Here is an 18,007-nt window from a genome sequence, read left to right as displayed (position 1 = left end):
GACGATGTCCCGCAGGAGCCGGTCCATGTCCGCCGGACGACGCACGATCTCATCCAGCATCGCCAGAGCCTCATCGACACCGCCGGCGACATGCACATCGGGGCAGCCTTGACCGAGGGTGGCCCAGCCGCCGCCTGTGGTGGGGTCGCGCAGGACCGCGATCTGTGGGAGCCCGGCGGCTCGGGTGAGCGCCGACTCGCGGGCCACGCGCTGGAGTTGGGTGAGGGCGAGCATGCCCTCCTGCATACGGCTGCCGCCCGTGGCGACGAGAGGGACGACCGGGAGGCGGTGCGTGCGCGCGTGCCGGTAGGCCGACTCCAGCCGGTCACCGGTGCGTTCGCCGAGGGAGCCGCCGAGGAAGCCGAACTCGAAGGAGATCAGGACGACTTGGGTGCCCTCGACGTCGGCGGTGCCGCAGACCACGGACTCGCCCTCGCCGGTGCGCTCGGCGGCGCGGGCGAGCGAGACGTCGTACCCCTGCCAGCCGAGCGGGCCGTCAGGCGCCGACTCCTTGCGGTTGTACGGCAGTTCGGTGAACGCGTCGGTGACGAGGGTGATGGCCTCGCGGGCGGAGAAGCGGGTCACGAGGCCAGGGCCCGCTTCATGATCTTGCCCATGTCGTTGCGGGGAAGGGCATCGAGGTAATGGACGACCCGGGGACGCTTGTGAGGGGCCAGCCTGGACGCCACGTGGTCCGCCAACTCGTCGACGGACGGCCGGTGTTCACTGTCGCTCGGCACGATCCACGCCACGATCCGCTCACCGAGGTCCGCGTCCGGCTCCCCGGTCACGGCCGCCTCCCGCACGCCGGGATGTTCGAGCAGAGCGTTCTCGATCTCACCGGCCCCGATCTTGTAACCCCCGCTTTTGATCAGGTCGGTGGCCTTGCGGCCGACGATCCGTACATAGCCGTCCGGGTCGCGCACCGCCATGTCCCCGGTGCGGAACCAGCCGTCCGTGGTGAAGGCGGCGGCCGTCGCGTCCGGGCGGTTCAGGTACTCGGTGAACAGGTTGGCACCGCGCACCTGGATCTCGCCGACGCTCTGCGCGTCGTACGCCTCGATGGCTTGTCCGTCCTCCTCCACGAGCCTCAACTCGACGCCGGGCAGGGGGAGTCCGACGGTTCCGGCGCGGGCCTCGCCGTCCGCGCGGACGGCCGTGTTCATGAGGGTCTCCGTCATGCCGTACCGCTCGACGACCCGGCGGCCGGTGGCTGCCGCGATCCGCTCGTGGTCGTGCACGGGCAGCGCCGCCGAACCGCTCACCAGGAGCCGGGCGTCGGTGAGGGCCTTCACCAACTCCGGTTCTCCGGGGAGGGATTCGGCGATGCGGTGGTACATCGTCGGCACCCCGAACAGCATCGTCGCCCCGGTGTTCAGCTCCCGCGCGACGCCCTCGGTGGAGAAGCGGCCCAGGTGGCGGAGGCCGCCGCCGCGCCGCAGCGGGCCGAGGACACCGAGGACGAGGCCGTGCACGTGGAACAGGGGCAGGCCGTGCACCAGGACGTCGTCGCCGGTCCACCGCCAGGCATCGGCGAGCGCGTCCAGGGTGTGGGTGATCGCCCGGCGGGGCAGCACCGCGCCCTTGGGCGGGCCCGTCGTACCGGACGTGTAGACCACCAGCGCGGGGGAGTCGGGGCGGAACCCGTCGGCGGGGAGCGCGCCGGTGGCCCGTACGTCCACCTCGACCCGCTCGAACGTCCCGAGCGTCTCGGGGAGTTCGGCACCCGGCGCGGTCAGCAGCAAGGAGGGGGCGCTGTCGGACAGGATGTGCCGCAGCTCCTTGTCACCCGACTTCGGGTTGAGCGGCACGGCGGTGCCGCCCGCCAGCAGTACCCCGACCACCGCGACGGCGGTCTCCAGCTCCGGCGTCGCCCACACCGCGACCCGGTCCCCCTCTGCCAGCCGCTCCGCGACAGCCCCGGCCGCCGCCGCGAGCTGCTCGTACGTCAGGGAACGTGGGCCGAAGGCGAGGGCCGGCCGGTCGGACGGGTCATCGGTCAGGGCGGGGAAGAGAGGGGACACGAGTCGTACTCCTTAACTGTGCGGCGTTCGCCGCTCGCCGTTCGGCCTTCGGCCGGGATCGGGGTGGCGGCCAGGTACTACGGGTACTACGGGTCACCCGAGGTCCGGCACGACCATCACCAGCCACACCACCGCGGGCACCACCGCCACCACGATCCCTCCGTAGATCATCAACTGCCGGAAGAAACGCTCACGGTCGACGTCCGGTGCCGCGGCCAGCACCAGCGCGCCGTTCGTCGAGAACGGGCTGACGTCCACCACCGTCGCCGACACCGCCAGCGCGCACACCATCCCGACCGCCCCGATCTCGCCCTGAGCGAGGAACGGCACGGCGAGCGGGATCAGCGCGCCCATGATGCCGACGGACGAGGCGAACGCGGAGACCAGCGCGCCGATGTAGCACAGCAGCACCGCCGCGAGCAGCGGCACCCCGATACCGCCGACGCCCTCACCGGCCCACTTGATCGTGCCCATCTGGTCCAGGACACCGACGTACGTCAGCACACCGCAGATCAGCAGCACCGTCGACCAGGCGATCTCCCCGACCGCCTTGCGGCTGTCCGCCGGCCACGCGGTGCTCAGCACCACGGCCAGCGTGATCGCGGTGAGCCCGGCGTCCAGATCGAGGACCAGCACGGCCAGCACGAGCGCGACCAGGGAGACGAGCGTGGCGATCCGGGCGGGCGTGAGACGCACGGTCCCCGGAACGCCGGAGGTGTCCGGAACACCCGAGGTGTCCGTCCCGACAGGACGGGGAACGACTTCGGTGGGGGCTTTCACACCCTTAGGGGACGCCCCCTCACTACCCGTAGTACCTGAGGCCGAGACTCCAGACAGGGGCGGGGGTATGACGGACGAGGCAGCGCCGTACGGCGGAGCCGCAGCCCCCGCCGTACCCGTAGTACCCGTACCCCCCTCCGGCACCACCCCCTGCCGCCACAGCTTCCGCCCGCCGCACGCGAGGAACACCACCCCCGCGATGACGATGTTGGCGAACAGCGACGCGAGAAAGAGCGCGACCTCGTTGCCGGGCAGCTTCTCGCGTTCGACGATGCCGTTGACGATCGTGCCGTAGATGCTGATCGGCGAGAAGCCGCCGCCCTGTGCGCCGTGCACGACCATCGCGCCCATCAGCAGCGGACTGATCCCGTACTGCGCGGCGAAACTCAGGGCGACCGGCGCGACGATCGCGACCGCCGCCGGGCTGACCGCGCCGATGCCGGTGAGGATGCCGGTCAGCGCGAACATCACCCACGGGATGAGCGCGACCCGCCCCCGCACGAGCCGGATCGCGGCCTGCACCAGCCAGTCGGTGGTGCCGTTGGCGCGGGCGATCGCGAAGAGGTAGGTGACGCCGACGAGGACGACGAACAGGTCGCCGGGGAAACCGGCGAAGATGCCCTTCGCATCGAGGTCGGCGACGAGTTCACCGACACCGAAGGCCGCGGCGAACGCCAGCGCGCCCATGTTGACGGAGCGGGTGGTGGCGATGACGAACACGACCACCAGGACGAGGATCGAGATGAGTTCGGGGGACATACGGGCTCCCGTCGTTGGGTCCCGGAGCGGCAGGGGTGGGGGTGGGGGTGGGGGAGAGGGGCGGGTGGTGGCGGACTGGGCGCTGGGTGGACGAATGGATGCGTGGCTGAGTAGACGCGTGGCTGAGTGGGCCACTGGTTCAGTGGGCAAGTGGCTGAGTGGCTGAACCACCTTCGTGAGTGGTCCAGTGGCTGAACCACTTTCCTGCGTCGGCTGATTAGATTGCGCGGCTCGGCGGCCGTCAAGAGGGCGCGTGAGAATTGGCTCAGCCACTCGACCACTGAGCCACTCAGCCACTCGGCCACTGAGCCACTCGGCCACTTGTCCACAGGGCCATTTGCCCCGGCCCGTCCGGTGCTAGGCTCCCGCCCGAAAGAAGGGGGACCCGTGAACGACGCCCTGCGGCCGATGATGAAACAGCGCCTGTACGAGCAGGTGCTCGACCGGTTGCGGCAGTACGTGATCGACGGCGGACTGCGCGCCGGTGACCGGCTTCCGCCCGAACGGGACCTCGCTCAGCGGCTCGGGGTCAGCCGGGCCTCCGTCAAGCAGGCGATCGTGGTCCTGGAGGTGCAGGGGCTCGTCGAGGCGCGGCACGGAGGCGGGACGTATCTCGTGCGGGACAGCCTCGACGCGGAGCCGGTGGACCGGATGGTCGAGCGGCGCCGGCGGCTGCCGGACGTGCTGGAGGCGCGCGAAGCGCTGGAGACGAAACTCGCCGAACTCGCCGCCGAGCGGCGGACGGAGGAGGATCTCGCCGCGCTGCGGGCCGCGCTCGCGCACATGGCTGAGGAGATCGAGGTCGGCGCCCCCGGGATCGAGGGCGACCGGCTGTTCCACTCCGCCGTGACCGAGGCGGCGCACAGTGCGCTGCTCGCGGAGTTCATGCGGTCCATCGCCGAGCAGATCGCCGAGAGCCGGACGGAGTCGCTGCGTCAGCCCGGCCGGCCGAGCCGGTCGTGGGCCCAGCATCAGGCCATTTTCGACGCGATCGCCGAGAGCAATCCCCGGCGGGCCGCGGCTGCGATGCGGACGCATGTCCGGACGGTGGCGAAGGTGCGGCTGTTGGCCTGGGAGCCGGCCGAGGCCGAAGAGGACCGCTGACCCCGGGAGCCGGCTCCCTCGCCGGTACGACGTACTCAGGTCTTACGGCGGAACCCTGATCCAGGGCCCCTGATCCAGGGCTCCTGATCCAGGACCCCGGTCTACGGCGCCGTCTCCACGAGGTCCGCGACCACGCAGCTCACGTTGTCCTGTCCGCCCGCCGTGTTCGCCGCGTCGATCAGCGCCCGCGTGGCGTCGTCCGGGGTGGTGGCCGTGGTGAGGACGCGGCGGATCTCGTCCTCGGGGACGGCTCGGGTGAGGCCGTCGGAGCAGAGCAGGTAGCGATCGCCGGGGCGGGCCTCGTGGAGGCGGAGGTCGGGGGTACCCGTAGTACTTCCGGCGCCGCCGTCGAGGGACTTCAGCAGGAGCAGCCGGTCCGGGTGCGAGGCCGCCTCCTCCTGCGTGAGGCGCCCCTCGTCCAGGAGGGACTGGACGACGCTGTGGTCATGGGTGATCCGGAAGAGACCCGTACCCCTCAGGAGGTACGCCCGCGAGTCCCCGATGTGGACCAGCGCGAGCCGGCTGCCGGTCCACAGCAGGGCGGTCAGCGTCGTACCGCTGCCCTCACCGCCCCGAGCGGAGTCCCGGACGGCATCCCGTACGGCCTCGGTCGCACCGGTGACGGCGTCCTCCAGGAGCCCCAGGACCCCACCCGCCGGGAGGCGCCCGGTGTCGAGGGCGCGCAGGGCATCCACGGCGGCGCCGCTGACCACACCGCCCGCCTCGCCGTAGCCGTCGGCGACGGCCAGGAGACGGTGGCCGGCATAGGCGGTGTCCTGGTTGGCGGGGCGGACGAGGCCGCGGTCGGAGCGGGCGTGGTGACGGAGTTCGAGCATGGCGGTGTCCTTCCGGAGTGCGGGAGTCGGCGGGGTGGAGAGGTGGTCGACGAGGAACGTCGCGAGGTCGCGGCGGACGGCTGTCTCGGCCTCGACGTGGGACCAGTAGGCGCGGATCTCGCGGGCGGCGTCCGGTGGGGGGAGGTCGCGGAGGGCGCGGATCCGGGCGAGGGGCATGCCGAGGCGGCGCAGCCAGGCGACCAGACGGGCTTGTTCGAGCTGTTCGGGGGCGTAGTGGCGGTAGCCGGTGTCGGGGTCGACCCGTACGGGCCGCAGGAGGTCGAGTTCGTCGTACAGGCGCAGGGCTTTGGGGGAGAGTCGGGAGGCTCGGGCGAAGGCGCCGATCGTCAGCAGGGTCAACCTGTGGTCCTACGGGGTGGCCCCTAGGGGGCGGGTGGCCGGTGTGGTGTCGATGCTGGGGGTTCACCGAAGGGGAAGGTCAAGCGGCGGGTGTTCCGGCAGGTCGGGCGGGGTCTGCGCTGGCACCGGGCGCGGGGCGGGATCTACAGTGCAGGAGCGTTGGTGGTCGTACTGTCGTACGGAAGTGGGAGCCCTGTCGTGCCTCGTATCGCACTCGTCACCTGCCGTCCGGGGTCCGGTGTCCCCGCGGACGACGACCTTCCCGGGCTGCTGGAGGCCCTGCGGTCGGCCGGCGCCGAGGCGGCGGCGGTGTCCTGGGACGACCCCGACGCCGACTGGGGGTCCTACGATCTCGCCGTCATCCGCTCGACCTGGGACTACTCCTGGCGGTCGGCGGAGTTCCTGGCCTGGGCGGGCAAGTGCGCGGGTGTCACCCGGCTCGCGAACCCGGTGGAGATCGTGCGCTGGAACGCCGACAAGCGGTATCTGGGCGAGCTGGCGGCGGCCGGGGTACCCACGGTCCCCACCAGGTATGTGGCGCCGGGTGAGACCCCGGAGCTACCTCGCGAGGGTGAGTACGTCGTCAAGCCCACCTCCGGGGCGGGCGCCCGTTTCGCCGCCCGCTACACCCCCGAGGACCACGACACCGCCGTACGCCAGATCGCGCGGATGCACGCCGAGGGGTTCACGGCGATGGTCCAGCCCTATGTGCGGAGCATCGACGCCGAGGGGGAGCGGGCGCTCCAGTTCTTCGGGGGGCGGCTGCTGCACGCCAGCCGCAAGGGGGCGGTGCTGACCCCGGGGACGGCGTACGACGCGGAGAAGGAGGCGCATCCCGGGCTGACCGTGTGGCAGCCGACCGGCGCCGAACTCGCTACCGCCGAGCGGGCGTTGGCGGAGGTACCCGGTGGTGAGGAGCTGCTGTACGCGCGCGTCGACCTCGTCGTCGGGGACGACGGGCGGCCTTGCGTGATGGAGCTCGAACTGGTCGAGCCGAACCTGTTCCTGTCGCTGCACACCGGGTCGGTGGCGAAGGTCGCGGCGGCCGTGCTGGAACGGGTGTGAGGGCGCGTCACTCCGCCGAGACCCACCGCTCCACCGAAACCGGTACCAGCACCGAAACCGGCACCGGCACCGGCACCGGCACCGGTACCAGCACCGCACCCCCGTCCGGCCGCCGCCGTTCAGTCCCTGACCGCGACCTGTTGCAGTAGCCCCCAGGTGAACTCCGCCGCCACCCGGTGAGGTACACCCCGCTCGTCCGGGGCCGTGAAGGACAGGCCCCAGCGGGTGGGCGCGGTGCCCTCCAGGGGGCGGGCGGGGGCGAAGGCGGTGGCGGCCTCGTCGACCGTGCAGGACCAGGGAGTGAGGTCGGGGATGGCTCCGAGGGTGGGGGCGGGGGAGCCCGGGGCGCGGATCAGCCACTCGTTCCAGACCGATCCCGTAGGGGACAGCAGGACCTCGAAGCGCAGAGTGGGCCACAGGGGGACCGGCCAGAGCCGGAATTCACAGATCAGATCGCCGATGCGACGAGTGCCTGTAGCCTCCGGGGCGCCCAGAAACGCACGGTATCCGCTTCCCGCCGCCCGGCTCCGGGGCGCGTGCCGCATCGCCTGCCAGCGCCTGTTGGCCTCGCGCATCTCCCCTGCGGAGACGCCGAGTTGGCGCCTGGCGTCGTCCACCAGGTCCGGATTGTGGTCCGCCATGCGGCGCAGCAGGACGAGCTGGAAGTCGAGCGGTGTGAAGGGATCGGGCATGGCGTCCATCGTCGCCGATCTGGAGCGGGTCGTTTCACGACCATTGCCCGGTCGGTGGCTTCTGATTAGCCTGTGTTCGTCATCCCGATCGCCTGTTGAAATATCGAACACACCTAAGGGAGGGGGCCGGCCGTGGGACGTCTGGTACCTGCCGTGACCCGGGCTCTGGACATTCTGGAGCTCTTCCTCGACGGGGACGGGACGCTCTCCGCCCCTGACATCGTGCGCCGGCTCCAGTTGCCGCGCACCACCGTGCACGAACTCGTGACGACGCTCTCCGCCCGCAAGTACATCGTCCCGGTGCCGGGCCAGCCCGGCCGGTACCGGCTCGGCGTCCGGCCGTACCAGCTCGGCAGCCGGTACGCGGAACAGCTCGACCTCGCGGCGGAGGGCCAGAACGTCGCCCGGTCCGTCGCCGAGACCTGCGACGAGACCGTGCATGTCGCGATCCTCGAAGGCGCGGACGTCATCTACATCGCCAAGGTCGACTCGACGCACGCCGTGCGGATGGTCTCCGCCGCCGGACGCCGGCTGCCCGCGCACTGCACGTCCGTGGGGAAGATGCTGCTCGCGTCGCTCCCCGAGCACGAGCTGGGCCAACGACTGCCCGACGACGCCGAGTTGGTGCGCATGACGCCCAACAGCATCACGGAACCGGACGCGTTGAGGGAGGCGCTCGCCGTCATCCGGGAGCGCGGCATCGCTGTCGAGAGCAAGGAGTCGAATCCGGACGTGAGTTGTGTCGCCGCGCCCGTCCGGGACCGTACCGGGCAGGTCGTCGCCGCGCTCTCCATCTCGGTGCCGATGATCCGGTGGAGCGACGAACGCCGGGAGGAACTGGAGCAGTTGGCGGCCAAGGGCGCCGTCGACCTGTCGGAGCGACTCGGATACCGGAGCGTGGCGTGATGTCCTTCGAGGTGGCGGTACGGGCCGAGGCGACGCTCGGCGAGGGACCCACGTGGGACGCGGACACCGGCCAGCTGCTGTGGCTCGACATCCTCGGGTCGCGGATCCACACGTACGACCCGGTGAGCGGGCGGCGGAGCGTGCGGGTGACCGATCAGCACGTCGGTGCCGTGAAGCCGCGCGCCGGAGGCGGCCTCGTCCTCAACCTGCGTGACGGAGTGGGGCTGTTGGACCCCGACGACGCCTTCCGCTGGCTGCGCCGCGAGGTCGTCCCCGGCCGGCGCGCGAACGACGCGGCGGTCGCCCCCGACGGCACACTGTGGGCCGGCACCATGCGGTACGACGAAGCGCCGGGCGGCGGCACGCTGGACCGTTTCGGTGCAACGGGCCTGCTGGAGACGGTCCTTGACGACGTCGCCGTCAGCAACGGCATCGGTTGGAGCCCCGACAGCACCCTCATGTACTACATCGACTCGCCGACCCGTCGCGTCGACGTCTTCGACTACGACGGCGAACACGTCAGCGGGCGCCGGGAGTTCGTCGCGATCGAGGACGGCGCCGGATTCCCCGACGGCCTCGCGGTCGACGCGGACGGCTGCGTGTGGGTCGCGCTGTGGGGCGGCGCCGCCGTACGCCGCTACACCCCCCGGGGTGAGCTGGACCGGGTGATCCCCCTGCCCACACCGCTCGTCACGGCCTGCGCGTTCGGTGGAGCGGACCTGAACGACCTGTACATCACGACCGCGCGCGTCGGACTCGACCGGCCGCATCCGGTCGCCGGGTCGTTGCTGGTGGTGCCCGGCGCGGGGAAGGGGCTGGCGCTTCCGGCGTTCGCGGGGTGAGCGCGGGGCGGGGGCGGGGCCCTTACTCCAGCCCCGCCCGCTTCCTCTCCTCCGCTGTCAACGGCGCATCCTCCAGCGCCGGTTGCTTCGGCCCCGCGAGCGCGGCCAGCAGTACGGAGGGGGCCAGCAGGACGTGCCCCCCGCGCTCCAGGGACGTCACGTCCGTGACCGCTCGTGCGATCCGCCCGTTGCCGGTCGCCGTGTGGAGCAGCCGGCCCACGTACGCCGCGAGGGCGCGGTCCCGGAAGGTGGGGCCGGTCTCCGCGGCCCCGGGATAGAAGACGTCCATGCCGAGGGCCAGGTCCCAGGCGGCGGACGCCGGTCTGGACACCGCCTTCTGGAGGCGTCTGGACAGCCCCCGCCCGCTGATCCCGTGACGGATCGTCAAGTCGCGCAGGATCAGCGCCTCCTGGGCGGCGACCGACATGCCGTGGCCGTAGACCGGGTTGAGCGCGCACAACGCGTCACCCAGCACGGTGTAGTTGTCCGGCCAGGAGGCCATCTTCTCGTAGAAGAACCGCCGGTTGGCGGTGGTCCGGGTGAAGGCGACGTCGGTGAGCGGGGTCGCCCGCTCGATGAGGTCGGCCAGGACGGGGTGCCGCAGACTGCGGGCGTAGGCGTCGAACTCGCCGGTGTCGGGGCTGGGTTCGCCACCCCGGGTGCCGATCAGGGTGACGAGCCAGGCGCCGTTCTCGATGGGCAGGAGCACCCCGGCCCGCCCCGGTTCGCCGGTGCGCGGGTCGGACTGGACGTTGACCACGGGGAACGCGTCGCGCGCGGCCTCGGGGGCGCGGAAGAGCCGGGTGGCGTAGGCGCCGCCGGAGTCGACCACCCGCCGGCGCGGTTCGGGGAGCCCGAGTTCCACGAGCCAGTGCGGAGTTCGGGAGGAACGGCCCGTCGTGTCGACGAACAGGTCGGCTTCCAGGGTCCGTTCGGTGCCGTCCCGGTGGCGGACCCGGACCCCGGTCACCGCTTGTGCGGACCCCTCCAGGCCCAATGCCTCGGTCTCCTGGCGCAGTTGGATACGCGGATGGGCGAGGACGGCCGCGCGCACGGTCGCGTCCAGCAGGTCCCGGCCGGCCAGCAGCATGTGGTGGGACTCCGGCCAGCGGCGGTACCAGCCGTACGGGGAGAGGACCACCATGTCGGTGGTCACCGCGTGCCGCCGTACCCCCGCCTCGGTGAGGAGCGGGCCGATGCCCGGGACGAGTTCGGTGAGGGCGCGGGCGCCGCCGGACCACAGCTGGTGGGCATGGCGTGCTTGCGGCAGGCCCTTGCGGGGAGCCGCCTCGACGGGCAGGAAGTCCCGTTCCACGAGGGTGACTTCGGTGGCCGTCTCGGCGAGGGCGCGGGCGGCCAGGAGCCCGGCGAGCGAGCCGCCCAGGACTACGGCGGTGCTGGTCATGGGTGGTTGCTTTCTGCGGGTTTTCTGGCGGCGGCGGCCCGGACGGCGGTGAGATCGTCGGGGGAGCGTAAGGCGCGCGAGACGTCGAGGATGGTCTGGAGGAGGTCCGTGGGGTCGGGCTGGCCGATGCCCTCGGGCTGGTCGGGGTCGGCGCGGCGGGCCACCGCGTCCTGGATGGCGCAGGCCGAGGCCAGCGCACGGGCCCGCGCGACGGGGTGGCCCAGTGCGACGGCCGCGTCGTGCCGTCGGCTCGTCTCCTCCTCGTCCAGCAGGCGGGCCAGCGCGAGCAGGACGTCCCGGATGAACGTCTCCCGCCGGATCAGCCGGAGTTCGGCGGTGGCGCGCAGGGTGAACGGGACACCGGAGCCCTGGACGTTCCGCAACAGCGTGTACAGCGGGCGCAGTTCGATGCGGGTGCGGTGCAACAGCCAGCGCTCGTGCAGGTATTGGCCGGTGTGCGGGAGGATGAAGCCGAGGGCGACCAGGACCGCCGACAGGCACGCGGCGAGCGGCGCGACCGTCGTACTGAGCACGTCGAGGTCGTGCCCGGTCCAACGGGCCACGACGGCGGTGAGTTTGAGGGCGTCGAAGACCAGGTTCAGGGCGTAGCCGATGACCAGGAACACCAGCCCCGAGCGCAGCCACGCGTCGAGGCCGGCGGTGCGCACCCAGTTCCAGATGAGGCGGCTCGTGATGAGGACGGCGACGCAGTGCGCGAGGAGGTAGAGGAGGATCTCCTCCCGCATGAAGGGGGTGCCGGCGTAGTACGTGTCGAGGTCCTGGACCCGCTCGACCGGCGCGTCCGCGAGGAGGAACAGCACCCACAGCAGGGCGATGACACCCGAGTAGACGCCGATCACCCACCACATCGCGCGCCGGGTCGAGGGCGTCAGGTCCGAAAGGCCGTTGCGCCAGGCGATGATGAGCAGCAGACACGAGCCGGCGAACGCGGTCAGCAGCGAATAGCACCACGGCGCCGAGATGTTGGGGATGCCCGTGACCCGGTTCGTCCAGCGGATCGTCTGCGGTGCGACGAACACGAACACCGCGCACGCGAGCAGCAGCAGCCCGCCCACCGCCCGCAGCAGGGGGTCACGCCACAGCCGGAGGATCGTCGGGAGTTTGATGGCGAGGGCCGCGCACAGCATGACGGTCGGCACCCAGAAGGAGATGGAGACGGCGTCGAACGTCATCGGCCGCAGCTCCCGTGGCCCGGGTACCCGAGCAGCCGTTGCGCGGTCGCGGGCCCGAACTCCCCGCCCACCGGGCGCAGATAGGGGCGTACGGCGGCGGCGAGCCGGTGTCCGAAGTCGTCGGCCTCGGCCTCGTCGACCTGGCGGGACCCGTCCCGGGCGGCGGCCGTCAGCGGCACGTCCTCCCAGCCGGACAGGGCGTCCACGGCGATGTGCCGGTGCCGGTGCCCGGCGTGCAGATGCCACAACTCGTGCCCGAGGATGACGAGTTGCTGAACCTCCTCGGCCCGCTCCTCGACGATGATCAGGTCGAAGTCGTGGAACTCCACCCACAGGCCGGTCACTTCGATCTCGTCCGGGAAGCGTTCGAACCGGATCTCGACCCGTCGCCCGCCCCGCCGCGCGGTCATCTCCTCGCCCAGCGCGCGGCACAACTCCCGTACCCCGCAGGGACGTCGGTCACGTCTGCCGAGCCCGTCCGCCAGGTCGGAGGTGAGCCCGCGCATGGCCGAGCCGGTCCTCGCGCGTCGCAGCGCGGAGGAGAACCGGACCGTGCCCGCGATGTCCATCGGTGCCCCCTTCTGACTGCCCTGCGGCAGCCTGTTCGAGACTACGCGGGTGGATGTGTCCGCGTCATGAGGGAGCGGTGGAAAGCGCTGTCGGAAACGGTGTCGTGAGCACAACACCGGACCTCGGGACGTACCGGGTGAAGGCGGGCTCAGAGGCGGATCGTCCGCCCCCGGTACAGCCGTCCCGGGACGTCGGTGAAGGTCAGGTCCAGGCCGACACCGTCGCGTTCGGCGTGCAGGTGGAGATGCGGTTCGGTGGTGTTGCCCGAGTTGCCGACCTCACCGAGGAGCTGGCCGGCGCGGACGAGATCGCCGGGGCGCACGGTGACCGAACCGGGGCGCAGGTGGGAGAGTTTGACGATCTCGTGCCCGGTGTCGAGGAAGACGTGGTTGCCGTGGGCGGGCTGGTAGCGGATCTCGCCGGGCCGCTGGTCGTCGACCACGCCGGCCGCCGAGATCACCTGGCCGTCACAGGGGGCGTGCACCGTCCGCCCGTACGCGGCGTACGCGCGCGCGTCGTGACCGGGCCTGGTCCGGGTGCCGAGCGGGCCGAGCCCGACCAGGTCGACGGCGCCGCGCTGCTCGGTGACCCGGGCGTGGTGGTTGATCAGCGCCCCGCCGCCCTGGAGGACGTACCAGGTGCCGTCCAGCGGGAAGCGCAGCGGGCGCGACAGGGCCGCACCGCAGCGGTGCCGGCGCGCGGCGGTCACCAGCGCCACAGCCGCCACCAGCAGTCCCACCTCAAGTACTACGGGTATCCCCGGGGTGCCGGCGGGCAGGGCGGGCAGGCGTACGGCGGAGGCGAGGGCCAGTACGGCGGAGGCCAGGGCGGTCCGGCGCAGCGCCCGAGGCTGCTGGGCGGGAGCGGACCTGGCCCCGGCGAGGACGAGGAGCGCGCCGAGGCCGGCCAGATCGCCGAGCCAGGCGAGCCGGTCGTCCGCGCCCCAGAGCCTCAGGGTGATCCACAGCATGACCGGCAGCAGGAGAAACACCCTGGTCAGCGGCGCGGGAAGGTGCCGGGCGGGCGGGGCCGGGGCGTAGCGGCGGCCCTCGATGAGCAGGCCGGTCAGCTCGCCGCAGGGGGTGACCGTGGCCCACGCCCTGACCCGGCCCGCGGGACCGCGCAGGAGCAGGCCGTCCGGGCAGTCCTCGACGGCCTCGAACCCGCCGATCCGCTCCAGCGTGCCGCGGACGATCTCCTCCAGCCGGTCGGCGCCGACCGCCTCCACCACGCTCGGGGCCAGCGCGGGGCGGTCGGCGGGGGCCGCCGTGAGGAGACGGGTGAGGGCCTCGGCTTCCGGGGGGAGGTCGGGCATGGCGGGGGTCCTGTCCGGGTTGGGGGTACTACGGGTACGGGAAGACGATCAAGAGCGCGGAGAGGTTTCCTTTCCGGCGGGTGATCGTGCCGGGACCATTGACGTGGGACGGATGGGAACCTACGGTCCCTGTTCGAAGTTGCGAGCATGATTCGGTATTTCGGACGGTACGTGGACGAGATCAAGCGCCGGGACTGAACCGACTGGACAGACGACGGACGGCCGGCCCACCCGGTCCGGCCCTCCGCGCGAAAGGAAGAAATGCGAACCGCCCGCTTCACCCTCGACCCCTCCTTCACGGTCGGCCAGGTCAACCCCCGGCTCTTCGGCTCCTTCGTCGAACACCTCGGCCGCTGCGTCTACACCGGCATCTTCGAGCCCGGCCACCCCACCGCGGACGCCGAGGGCCTGCGCCAGGACGTCCTCGCCCTGATCCGCGAACTCGGCGTGACCACCGTCCGCTACCCCGGCGGGAACTTCGTCTCCGGCTACCGGTGGGAGGACTCGGTCGGCCCGGTGGCGGACCGCCCCCGCCGCCTCGACCTCGCCTGGCGCTCCACCGAGACCAACCGCTTTGGACTCTCCGAGTACATCGGCTTCCTGCGCAAGCTCGGCCCGCAGGCGGAGCCGATGATGGCCATCAACCTCGGTACCCGAGGGGTGGCCGAAGCCCTCCAACTTCAGGAGTACGCCAACCACCCCTCAGGTACTACCCTCGCGGAACTACGGGTGGCACACGGCGACAAGGAGCCCTTCGGCATCAGACTCTGGTGCCTGGGCAACGAGCTGGACGGCCCCTGGCAGACCGGCCACAAGACCGCCGAGGAATACGGCCGGATCGCCGCCGAGACCGCCCGCGCGATGCGCCAGCTGGACGCCGGCGTCGAACTCGTCGCCTGCGGCTCCTCCAGCCGGTCCATGCCGACCTTCGCCGCCTGGGAGGCGACGGTCCTGGAGGAGACGTACGACCTCGTCGACTACATCTCCCTGCACGCCTACTACCAGCCCGAGAACGGCGACATCGACTCCTTCCTTGCCTCCGCCGTCGACATGGAGTCCTTCATCGAGAACGTGGTCGCCACCGCCGACCACATCGGCGCGAAGCTGAAGTCGAAGAAGAAGATCAACCTCTCCTTCGACGAGTGGAACGTCTGGTACATCTCCGAATGGCACGAGATCGAGAACTCCGACGAGCGCGACTGGGCCGAGGCCCCCCGCCTCCTGGAGGACAACTACAGCGTCATGGACGCCGTCGTCTTCGGCTCGCTGCTGATCGCGCTGCTGCGCCACGCCGACCGCGTCACCGTCGCCTGCCTCGCGCAGCTCGTCAACGTCATCGCGCCGATCATGACCGAGCCCGGCGGGGCCGCCTGGCGGCAGACCACGTTCTTCCCGTTCGCACAGGCCGCGCGGTACGGGCGGGGCGAGGTGCTCGACGTACGGGTGGACTCGCCGTCGTACGACACGAAGAAGTTCGGCGAGACCGACCTGCTGCACGCGACGGCCGTGCGCGCGGACGACGGTTCCGTGACCGTGTTCGCCGTGAACCGGAGCCGTACCGAGGAGCTACCGCTGGAGGTGGCTCTCGGGTCCCTCGGGGTCGACAGGGTCGTCGAGCACAGCGTGCTGGCCGACGCCGACCCCGACGCCCGTAATACCCTCGCCGACCCCGAGCGGGTCGCGCCGCACGCGGGGGAGGGGACGGCCCTCACGGACGGCAGGCTGACGGCGACGCTGGAACCGCTCTCCTGGAACGTCATCCGCCTCGCGTGAGCGACGTCCGCCTCGCGTGAAGGGCCTCCGCCTCCCCCGAGACGGAGCCGCCCGTGCCGAGAACTGGCCCCACAATGGGCCCATGAGGATCTCGGCACGGGCTGACTACGCGGTACGGGCGGTACTGGAGATCGCCGTACGTCAAAGCGACGACCCGGTGAAGACGGAGACCGTGGCCCTCGCGCAGGCCATCCCGCACAAGTTCCTGGAGGGGATCCTCGGCGATCTGCGCCGCGCCGGGGTCGTCGACAGCCGGCGCGGCGGGGGCGGCGGGTACCGGCTGGCGCGGGACGCCGCGGAGATCACCGTCGCGGACGTCATCCGGGGGGTGGACGGGCCGATCGTCTCCGTGCGCGGGGAGCGGCCCACCGAACTGTCCTACAAGGGGAGCGCCGAGCCGCTGCTGCCGCTGTGGATCGCGCTGCGGGCGAACGTGCGGCGGATCCTGGAGGGGGTCACCATCGCCGATCTCGCGCGGGACGCGCTGCCGGGACCGGTGCGGGCGCTGGCGGCCGAGCCGACGGCCTGGGAGAACCCCTAAGGGCCACCCGTAGTACCCGGAGCCCACCCGTAGTACCCGGGCCCCACCCGTAGTACCCGGGCCCCGTGGCACCCCGGTGTGAAAGAGACTCCTGTGAATGGCCGGAGTTCGACGTAGGCGCCCAACTCCCCGGTCCCTACGATGCGTTCGCCCCGGCTTCACGGAAACCGCACAGGTTCTCCATGGTTTCGGCCGAGGCGTGACCACCCCCCACGGACCGATTCACGGGAGATCCCATGAGAACCGGTGCATTTCTGCTGGGCGGCGCGGCAGCCGCCCTTCTCGCCACGGCGCTGCCCGCCAAGGCGGACCCGGTGTTCGTCGACCCGCCGCCGGACAAGATCGTCATCAACCTCGCGACCATAAACGGCTCCGGCTGCCCCGCCGGCACCGCGGCCGTCGCCGTCTCCGAGGACAACACGGCGTTCACCGTCACCTACAGCAACTACCTCGCGCAGGCGGGCGGTAACTCCGACCCGACGGCGTTCCGCAAGAACTGCCAGCTGAACATGGTCGTCCATGTGCCGGGTGGCTTCACCTATGCGATCGCGAGCGTCGACTACCGCGGCTTCGCGTCCCTCCAGCGCGGCGCGACCGGCACGCAGCGGGCCTCGTACTACTTCCAGGGCTCCTCGCAGACGGCGTCCAAGAGCCACAACTTCAACGGCGCCCTCACCGACAACTGGCAGGCCACCGACTCCACCGAGTGGGCCCAACTGGTCTGGGCGCCCTGTGGAGTTCAGCGCAACTTCAACATCAACACAGAGGTGCGCGTGACCGCCGGATCGCAGTCCCCGGGCCGGGTCAGCTTCATGACCATGGACTCGACGGACGGCGACTTCGCCACGATCTACCACCTCGCGTGGAAGGAGTGCCCCCCGAAGAAGTAGGCCCCCAGCGGGCCCAAGTCGCGGCGGAGCGGCCCCGGTGACTACCGGGACCGCTCCCGCGCCCGCACCGCGAACGGGCTGTGCGCGACGTTCGCGCGGACCCGCGTCCGCGCATCCCATCCGGCGGCCAGTCGATCGTTCCTGACTCCGACGGCGACCTGATCGCCTGTCACAACCACGCGCCGCCGGCGACCCGCTCACCGAGTTCGGCCCCGGTGAGGAGCCGGACCCGGCTCTTCCACGACGCCGGTGCGCTGGACGGCATCCGCCCCGTCATACCGCTGTACGCCCCGTAGTACCGAAAGGGCAGCACCCGTAATACCCCGTACCCCTCCCGGTACCAGGTACTACGGGTACTGCCCGTAGCGCTCGGGGACGCTCTGAGGGACGCCCCCGAAGAGTTCACCGCCCCGCAGAGCCGTCCAGGCCCCCTACCCCCTACCCCTTCACCCCGCCTGCCCCATCCCCGCCGCGTTCGGCCAGCTCCCCGCGTTGGGCCAGCCCGTGGCCGGCGCGGGAGTGAGACCGTTCGTGCCCCGGACCTGGGCGGCGGTGAGGCCACCACGCGCCGGAACGCCGGGCGGGGTCATGGCGGGCGGAGACATGGGGGGCGGGGACATGGCGGGCGGCGGGGACATCGGGGGAGCCGGAACGGGTACGGGCGTCGGCGTCGGCATGGACTGCGGCCCAGGCATCGACTGAGGACCAGGCATGGACTGCGGTCCCGGCATCGACTCCAGCCCCGGCATCCCCTGCGGCGCGGGCATCGGAATCCCCGCCCCGTTCGACGGCATCGGTATCTGCTGCGGCACCTGCGGCACCTGAGCGGCCATCATCGGCGCGGCCGAAGCCACCGGCGCCATCATCGGCGCGGGCGCGGCAGGCGCCATCGGCGCGGGAGCCATCGCCGGCACCATCGCGGCCGGAGACATCGCGGCCGGGGCCATCGCCG

17 protein-coding genes and 1 pseudogene are annotated in these 18,007 nt (G+C 71.7%); 7 read left to right on the top strand and 11 right to left on the bottom strand.

Annotated features, from left to right (window positions below):
* The 3 genes from ACVNF4_RS19125 to ACVNF4_RS19115 all read right to left on the bottom strand — a co-directional run.
* Nucleotides 1-585 (bottom strand): carboxyl transferase domain-containing protein (locus ACVNF4_RS19125; protein WP_461804056.1); only part of this gene is annotated, 585 nt, incomplete at its 3' end.
* Complete coding sequence (locus ACVNF4_RS19120) at nt 582-2,024, bottom strand: acyl-CoA synthetase (RefSeq protein WP_461804055.1); 1,443 nt, start codon at nt 2,022-2,024, stop codon at nt 582-584. The genes ACVNF4_RS19120 and ACVNF4_RS19125, both read right to left, overlap by 4 nt.
* Nucleotides 2,025-2,117: 93 nt before the next feature.
* Entirely contained in the window at nt 2,118-3,563 is a 1,446-nt protein-coding gene (locus tag ACVNF4_RS19115; RefSeq protein WP_461804054.1) for an SLC13 family permease, read from the bottom strand.
* 387 nt (nt 3,564-3,950) lie between these two features.
* Here ACVNF4_RS19115 and ACVNF4_RS19110 point away from each other — a divergent pair, with 387 nt between their 5' ends.
* Entirely contained in the window at nt 3,951-4,667 is a 717-nt protein-coding gene (locus ACVNF4_RS19110; RefSeq protein WP_461804053.1) for a FadR/GntR family transcriptional regulator, read from the top strand.
* 101 nt (nt 4,668-4,768) lie between these two features.
* Here the strand turns inward: ACVNF4_RS19110 and ACVNF4_RS19105 are convergent, their stop codons facing one another.
* Nucleotides 4,769-5,863, bottom strand: a complete 1,095-nt coding sequence (locus ACVNF4_RS19105; RefSeq protein ID WP_461804052.1) for a MerR family transcriptional regulator — start codon at nt 5,861-5,863, stop codon at nt 4,769-4,771.
* A 198-nt stretch (nt 5,864-6,061) separates the two neighbouring features.
* Between ACVNF4_RS19105 and ACVNF4_RS19100 the strand changes: the two genes are divergently transcribed.
* Entirely contained in the window at nt 6,062-6,928 is an 867-nt protein-coding gene (locus tag ACVNF4_RS19100; protein WP_461804051.1) for an ATP-grasp domain-containing protein, read from the top strand.
* A gap of 119 nt (nt 6,929-7,047) precedes the next feature.
* Here the strand turns inward: ACVNF4_RS19100 and ACVNF4_RS19095 are convergent, their stop codons facing one another.
* The gene (locus ACVNF4_RS19095; protein WP_461804050.1) at nt 7,048-7,629 is read right to left on the bottom strand and encodes a hypothetical protein; all 582 of its coding nucleotides are present in this window, start codon (nt 7,627-7,629) and stop codon (nt 7,048-7,050) included.
* A gap of 123 nt (nt 7,630-7,752) precedes the next feature.
* On the opposite strand from ACVNF4_RS19095, the gene ACVNF4_RS19090 reads away from it, so the two are divergent.
* The gene (locus ACVNF4_RS19090; protein WP_461804049.1) at nt 7,753-8,526 is read left to right on the top strand and encodes an IclR family transcriptional regulator; all 774 of its coding nucleotides are present in this window, start codon (nt 7,753-7,755) and stop codon (nt 8,524-8,526) included.
* Entirely contained in the window at nt 8,526-9,368 is an 843-nt protein-coding gene (locus ACVNF4_RS19085; RefSeq protein ID WP_461804048.1) for an SMP-30/gluconolactonase/LRE family protein, read from the top strand. The genes ACVNF4_RS19090 and ACVNF4_RS19085 overlap by 1 nt, the downstream gene beginning before the upstream one ends.
* Before the next feature lie 22 nt (nt 9,369-9,390).
* Here ACVNF4_RS19085 and ACVNF4_RS19080 read toward each other — a convergent pair whose 3' ends face one another.
* The 4 genes from ACVNF4_RS19080 to ACVNF4_RS19065 all read right to left on the bottom strand — a co-directional run bounded on the left by ACVNF4_RS19080 (nt 9,391) and on the right by ACVNF4_RS19065 (nt 13,851).
* Complete coding sequence (locus ACVNF4_RS19080; RefSeq protein WP_461804047.1) at nt 9,391-10,773, bottom strand: FAD-dependent monooxygenase; 1,383 nt, start codon at nt 10,771-10,773, stop codon at nt 9,391-9,393.
* The gene (locus ACVNF4_RS19075) at nt 10,770-11,966 is read right to left on the bottom strand and encodes an MAB_1171c family putative transporter (RefSeq protein WP_461804046.1); all 1,197 of its coding nucleotides are present in this window, start codon (nt 11,964-11,966) and stop codon (nt 10,770-10,772) included. The genes ACVNF4_RS19080 and ACVNF4_RS19075 overlap by 4 nt, the downstream gene beginning before the upstream one ends.
* Nucleotides 11,963-12,535, bottom strand: coding sequence for a toxin-antitoxin system, toxin component family protein (locus ACVNF4_RS19070; protein ID WP_461804045.1), 573 nt, complete (start codon nt 12,533-12,535; stop codon nt 11,963-11,965). The genes ACVNF4_RS19075 and ACVNF4_RS19070 overlap by 4 nt, the downstream gene beginning before the upstream one ends.
* A 149-nt stretch (nt 12,536-12,684) precedes the next feature.
* Complete coding sequence (locus ACVNF4_RS19065; RefSeq protein ID WP_461804044.1) at nt 12,685-13,851, bottom strand: M23 family metallopeptidase; 1,167 nt, start codon at nt 13,849-13,851, stop codon at nt 12,685-12,687.
* Between the two features lie 261 nt (nt 13,852-14,112).
* Between ACVNF4_RS19065 and arfA the strand changes: the two genes are divergently transcribed.
* The 3 genes from arfA (at nt 14,113) to ACVNF4_RS19050 (ending at nt 17,055) form a co-directional block, all read left to right on the top strand.
* Complete coding sequence (gene arfA / locus ACVNF4_RS19060) at nt 14,113-15,624, top strand: arabinosylfuranosidase ArfA (RefSeq protein ID WP_461804043.1); 1,512 nt, start codon at nt 14,113-14,115, stop codon at nt 15,622-15,624.
* An 82-nt stretch (nt 15,625-15,706) separates the two neighbouring features.
* Entirely contained in the window at nt 15,707-16,165 is a 459-nt protein-coding gene (locus tag ACVNF4_RS19055) for an RrF2 family transcriptional regulator (protein WP_461804042.1), read from the top strand.
* A 236-nt stretch (nt 16,166-16,401) separates the two neighbouring features.
* Nucleotides 16,402-17,055, top strand: coding sequence for a DUF4360 domain-containing protein (locus ACVNF4_RS19050; protein ID WP_461804041.1), 654 nt, complete (start codon nt 16,402-16,404; stop codon nt 17,053-17,055).
* A gap of 169 nt (nt 17,056-17,224) precedes the next feature.
* Here ACVNF4_RS19050 and ACVNF4_RS19045 read toward each other — a convergent pair whose 3' ends face one another.
* A complete protein-coding gene (locus tag ACVNF4_RS19045; RefSeq protein ID WP_461804040.1) occupies nt 17,225-17,368 on the bottom strand; it encodes a hypothetical protein in 144 nt (47 codons plus the stop codon).
* 133 nt (nt 17,369-17,501) lie between these two features.
* A pseudogene (locus ACVNF4_RS19040) lies at nt 17,502-18,007 on the bottom strand (histidinol-phosphate aminotransferase family protein); the annotation flags it as partial.

Source organism: Streptomyces sp. S6 (assembly GCF_054880855.1).
This window is presented reverse-complemented; position numbering and strand designations above follow the sequence as displayed.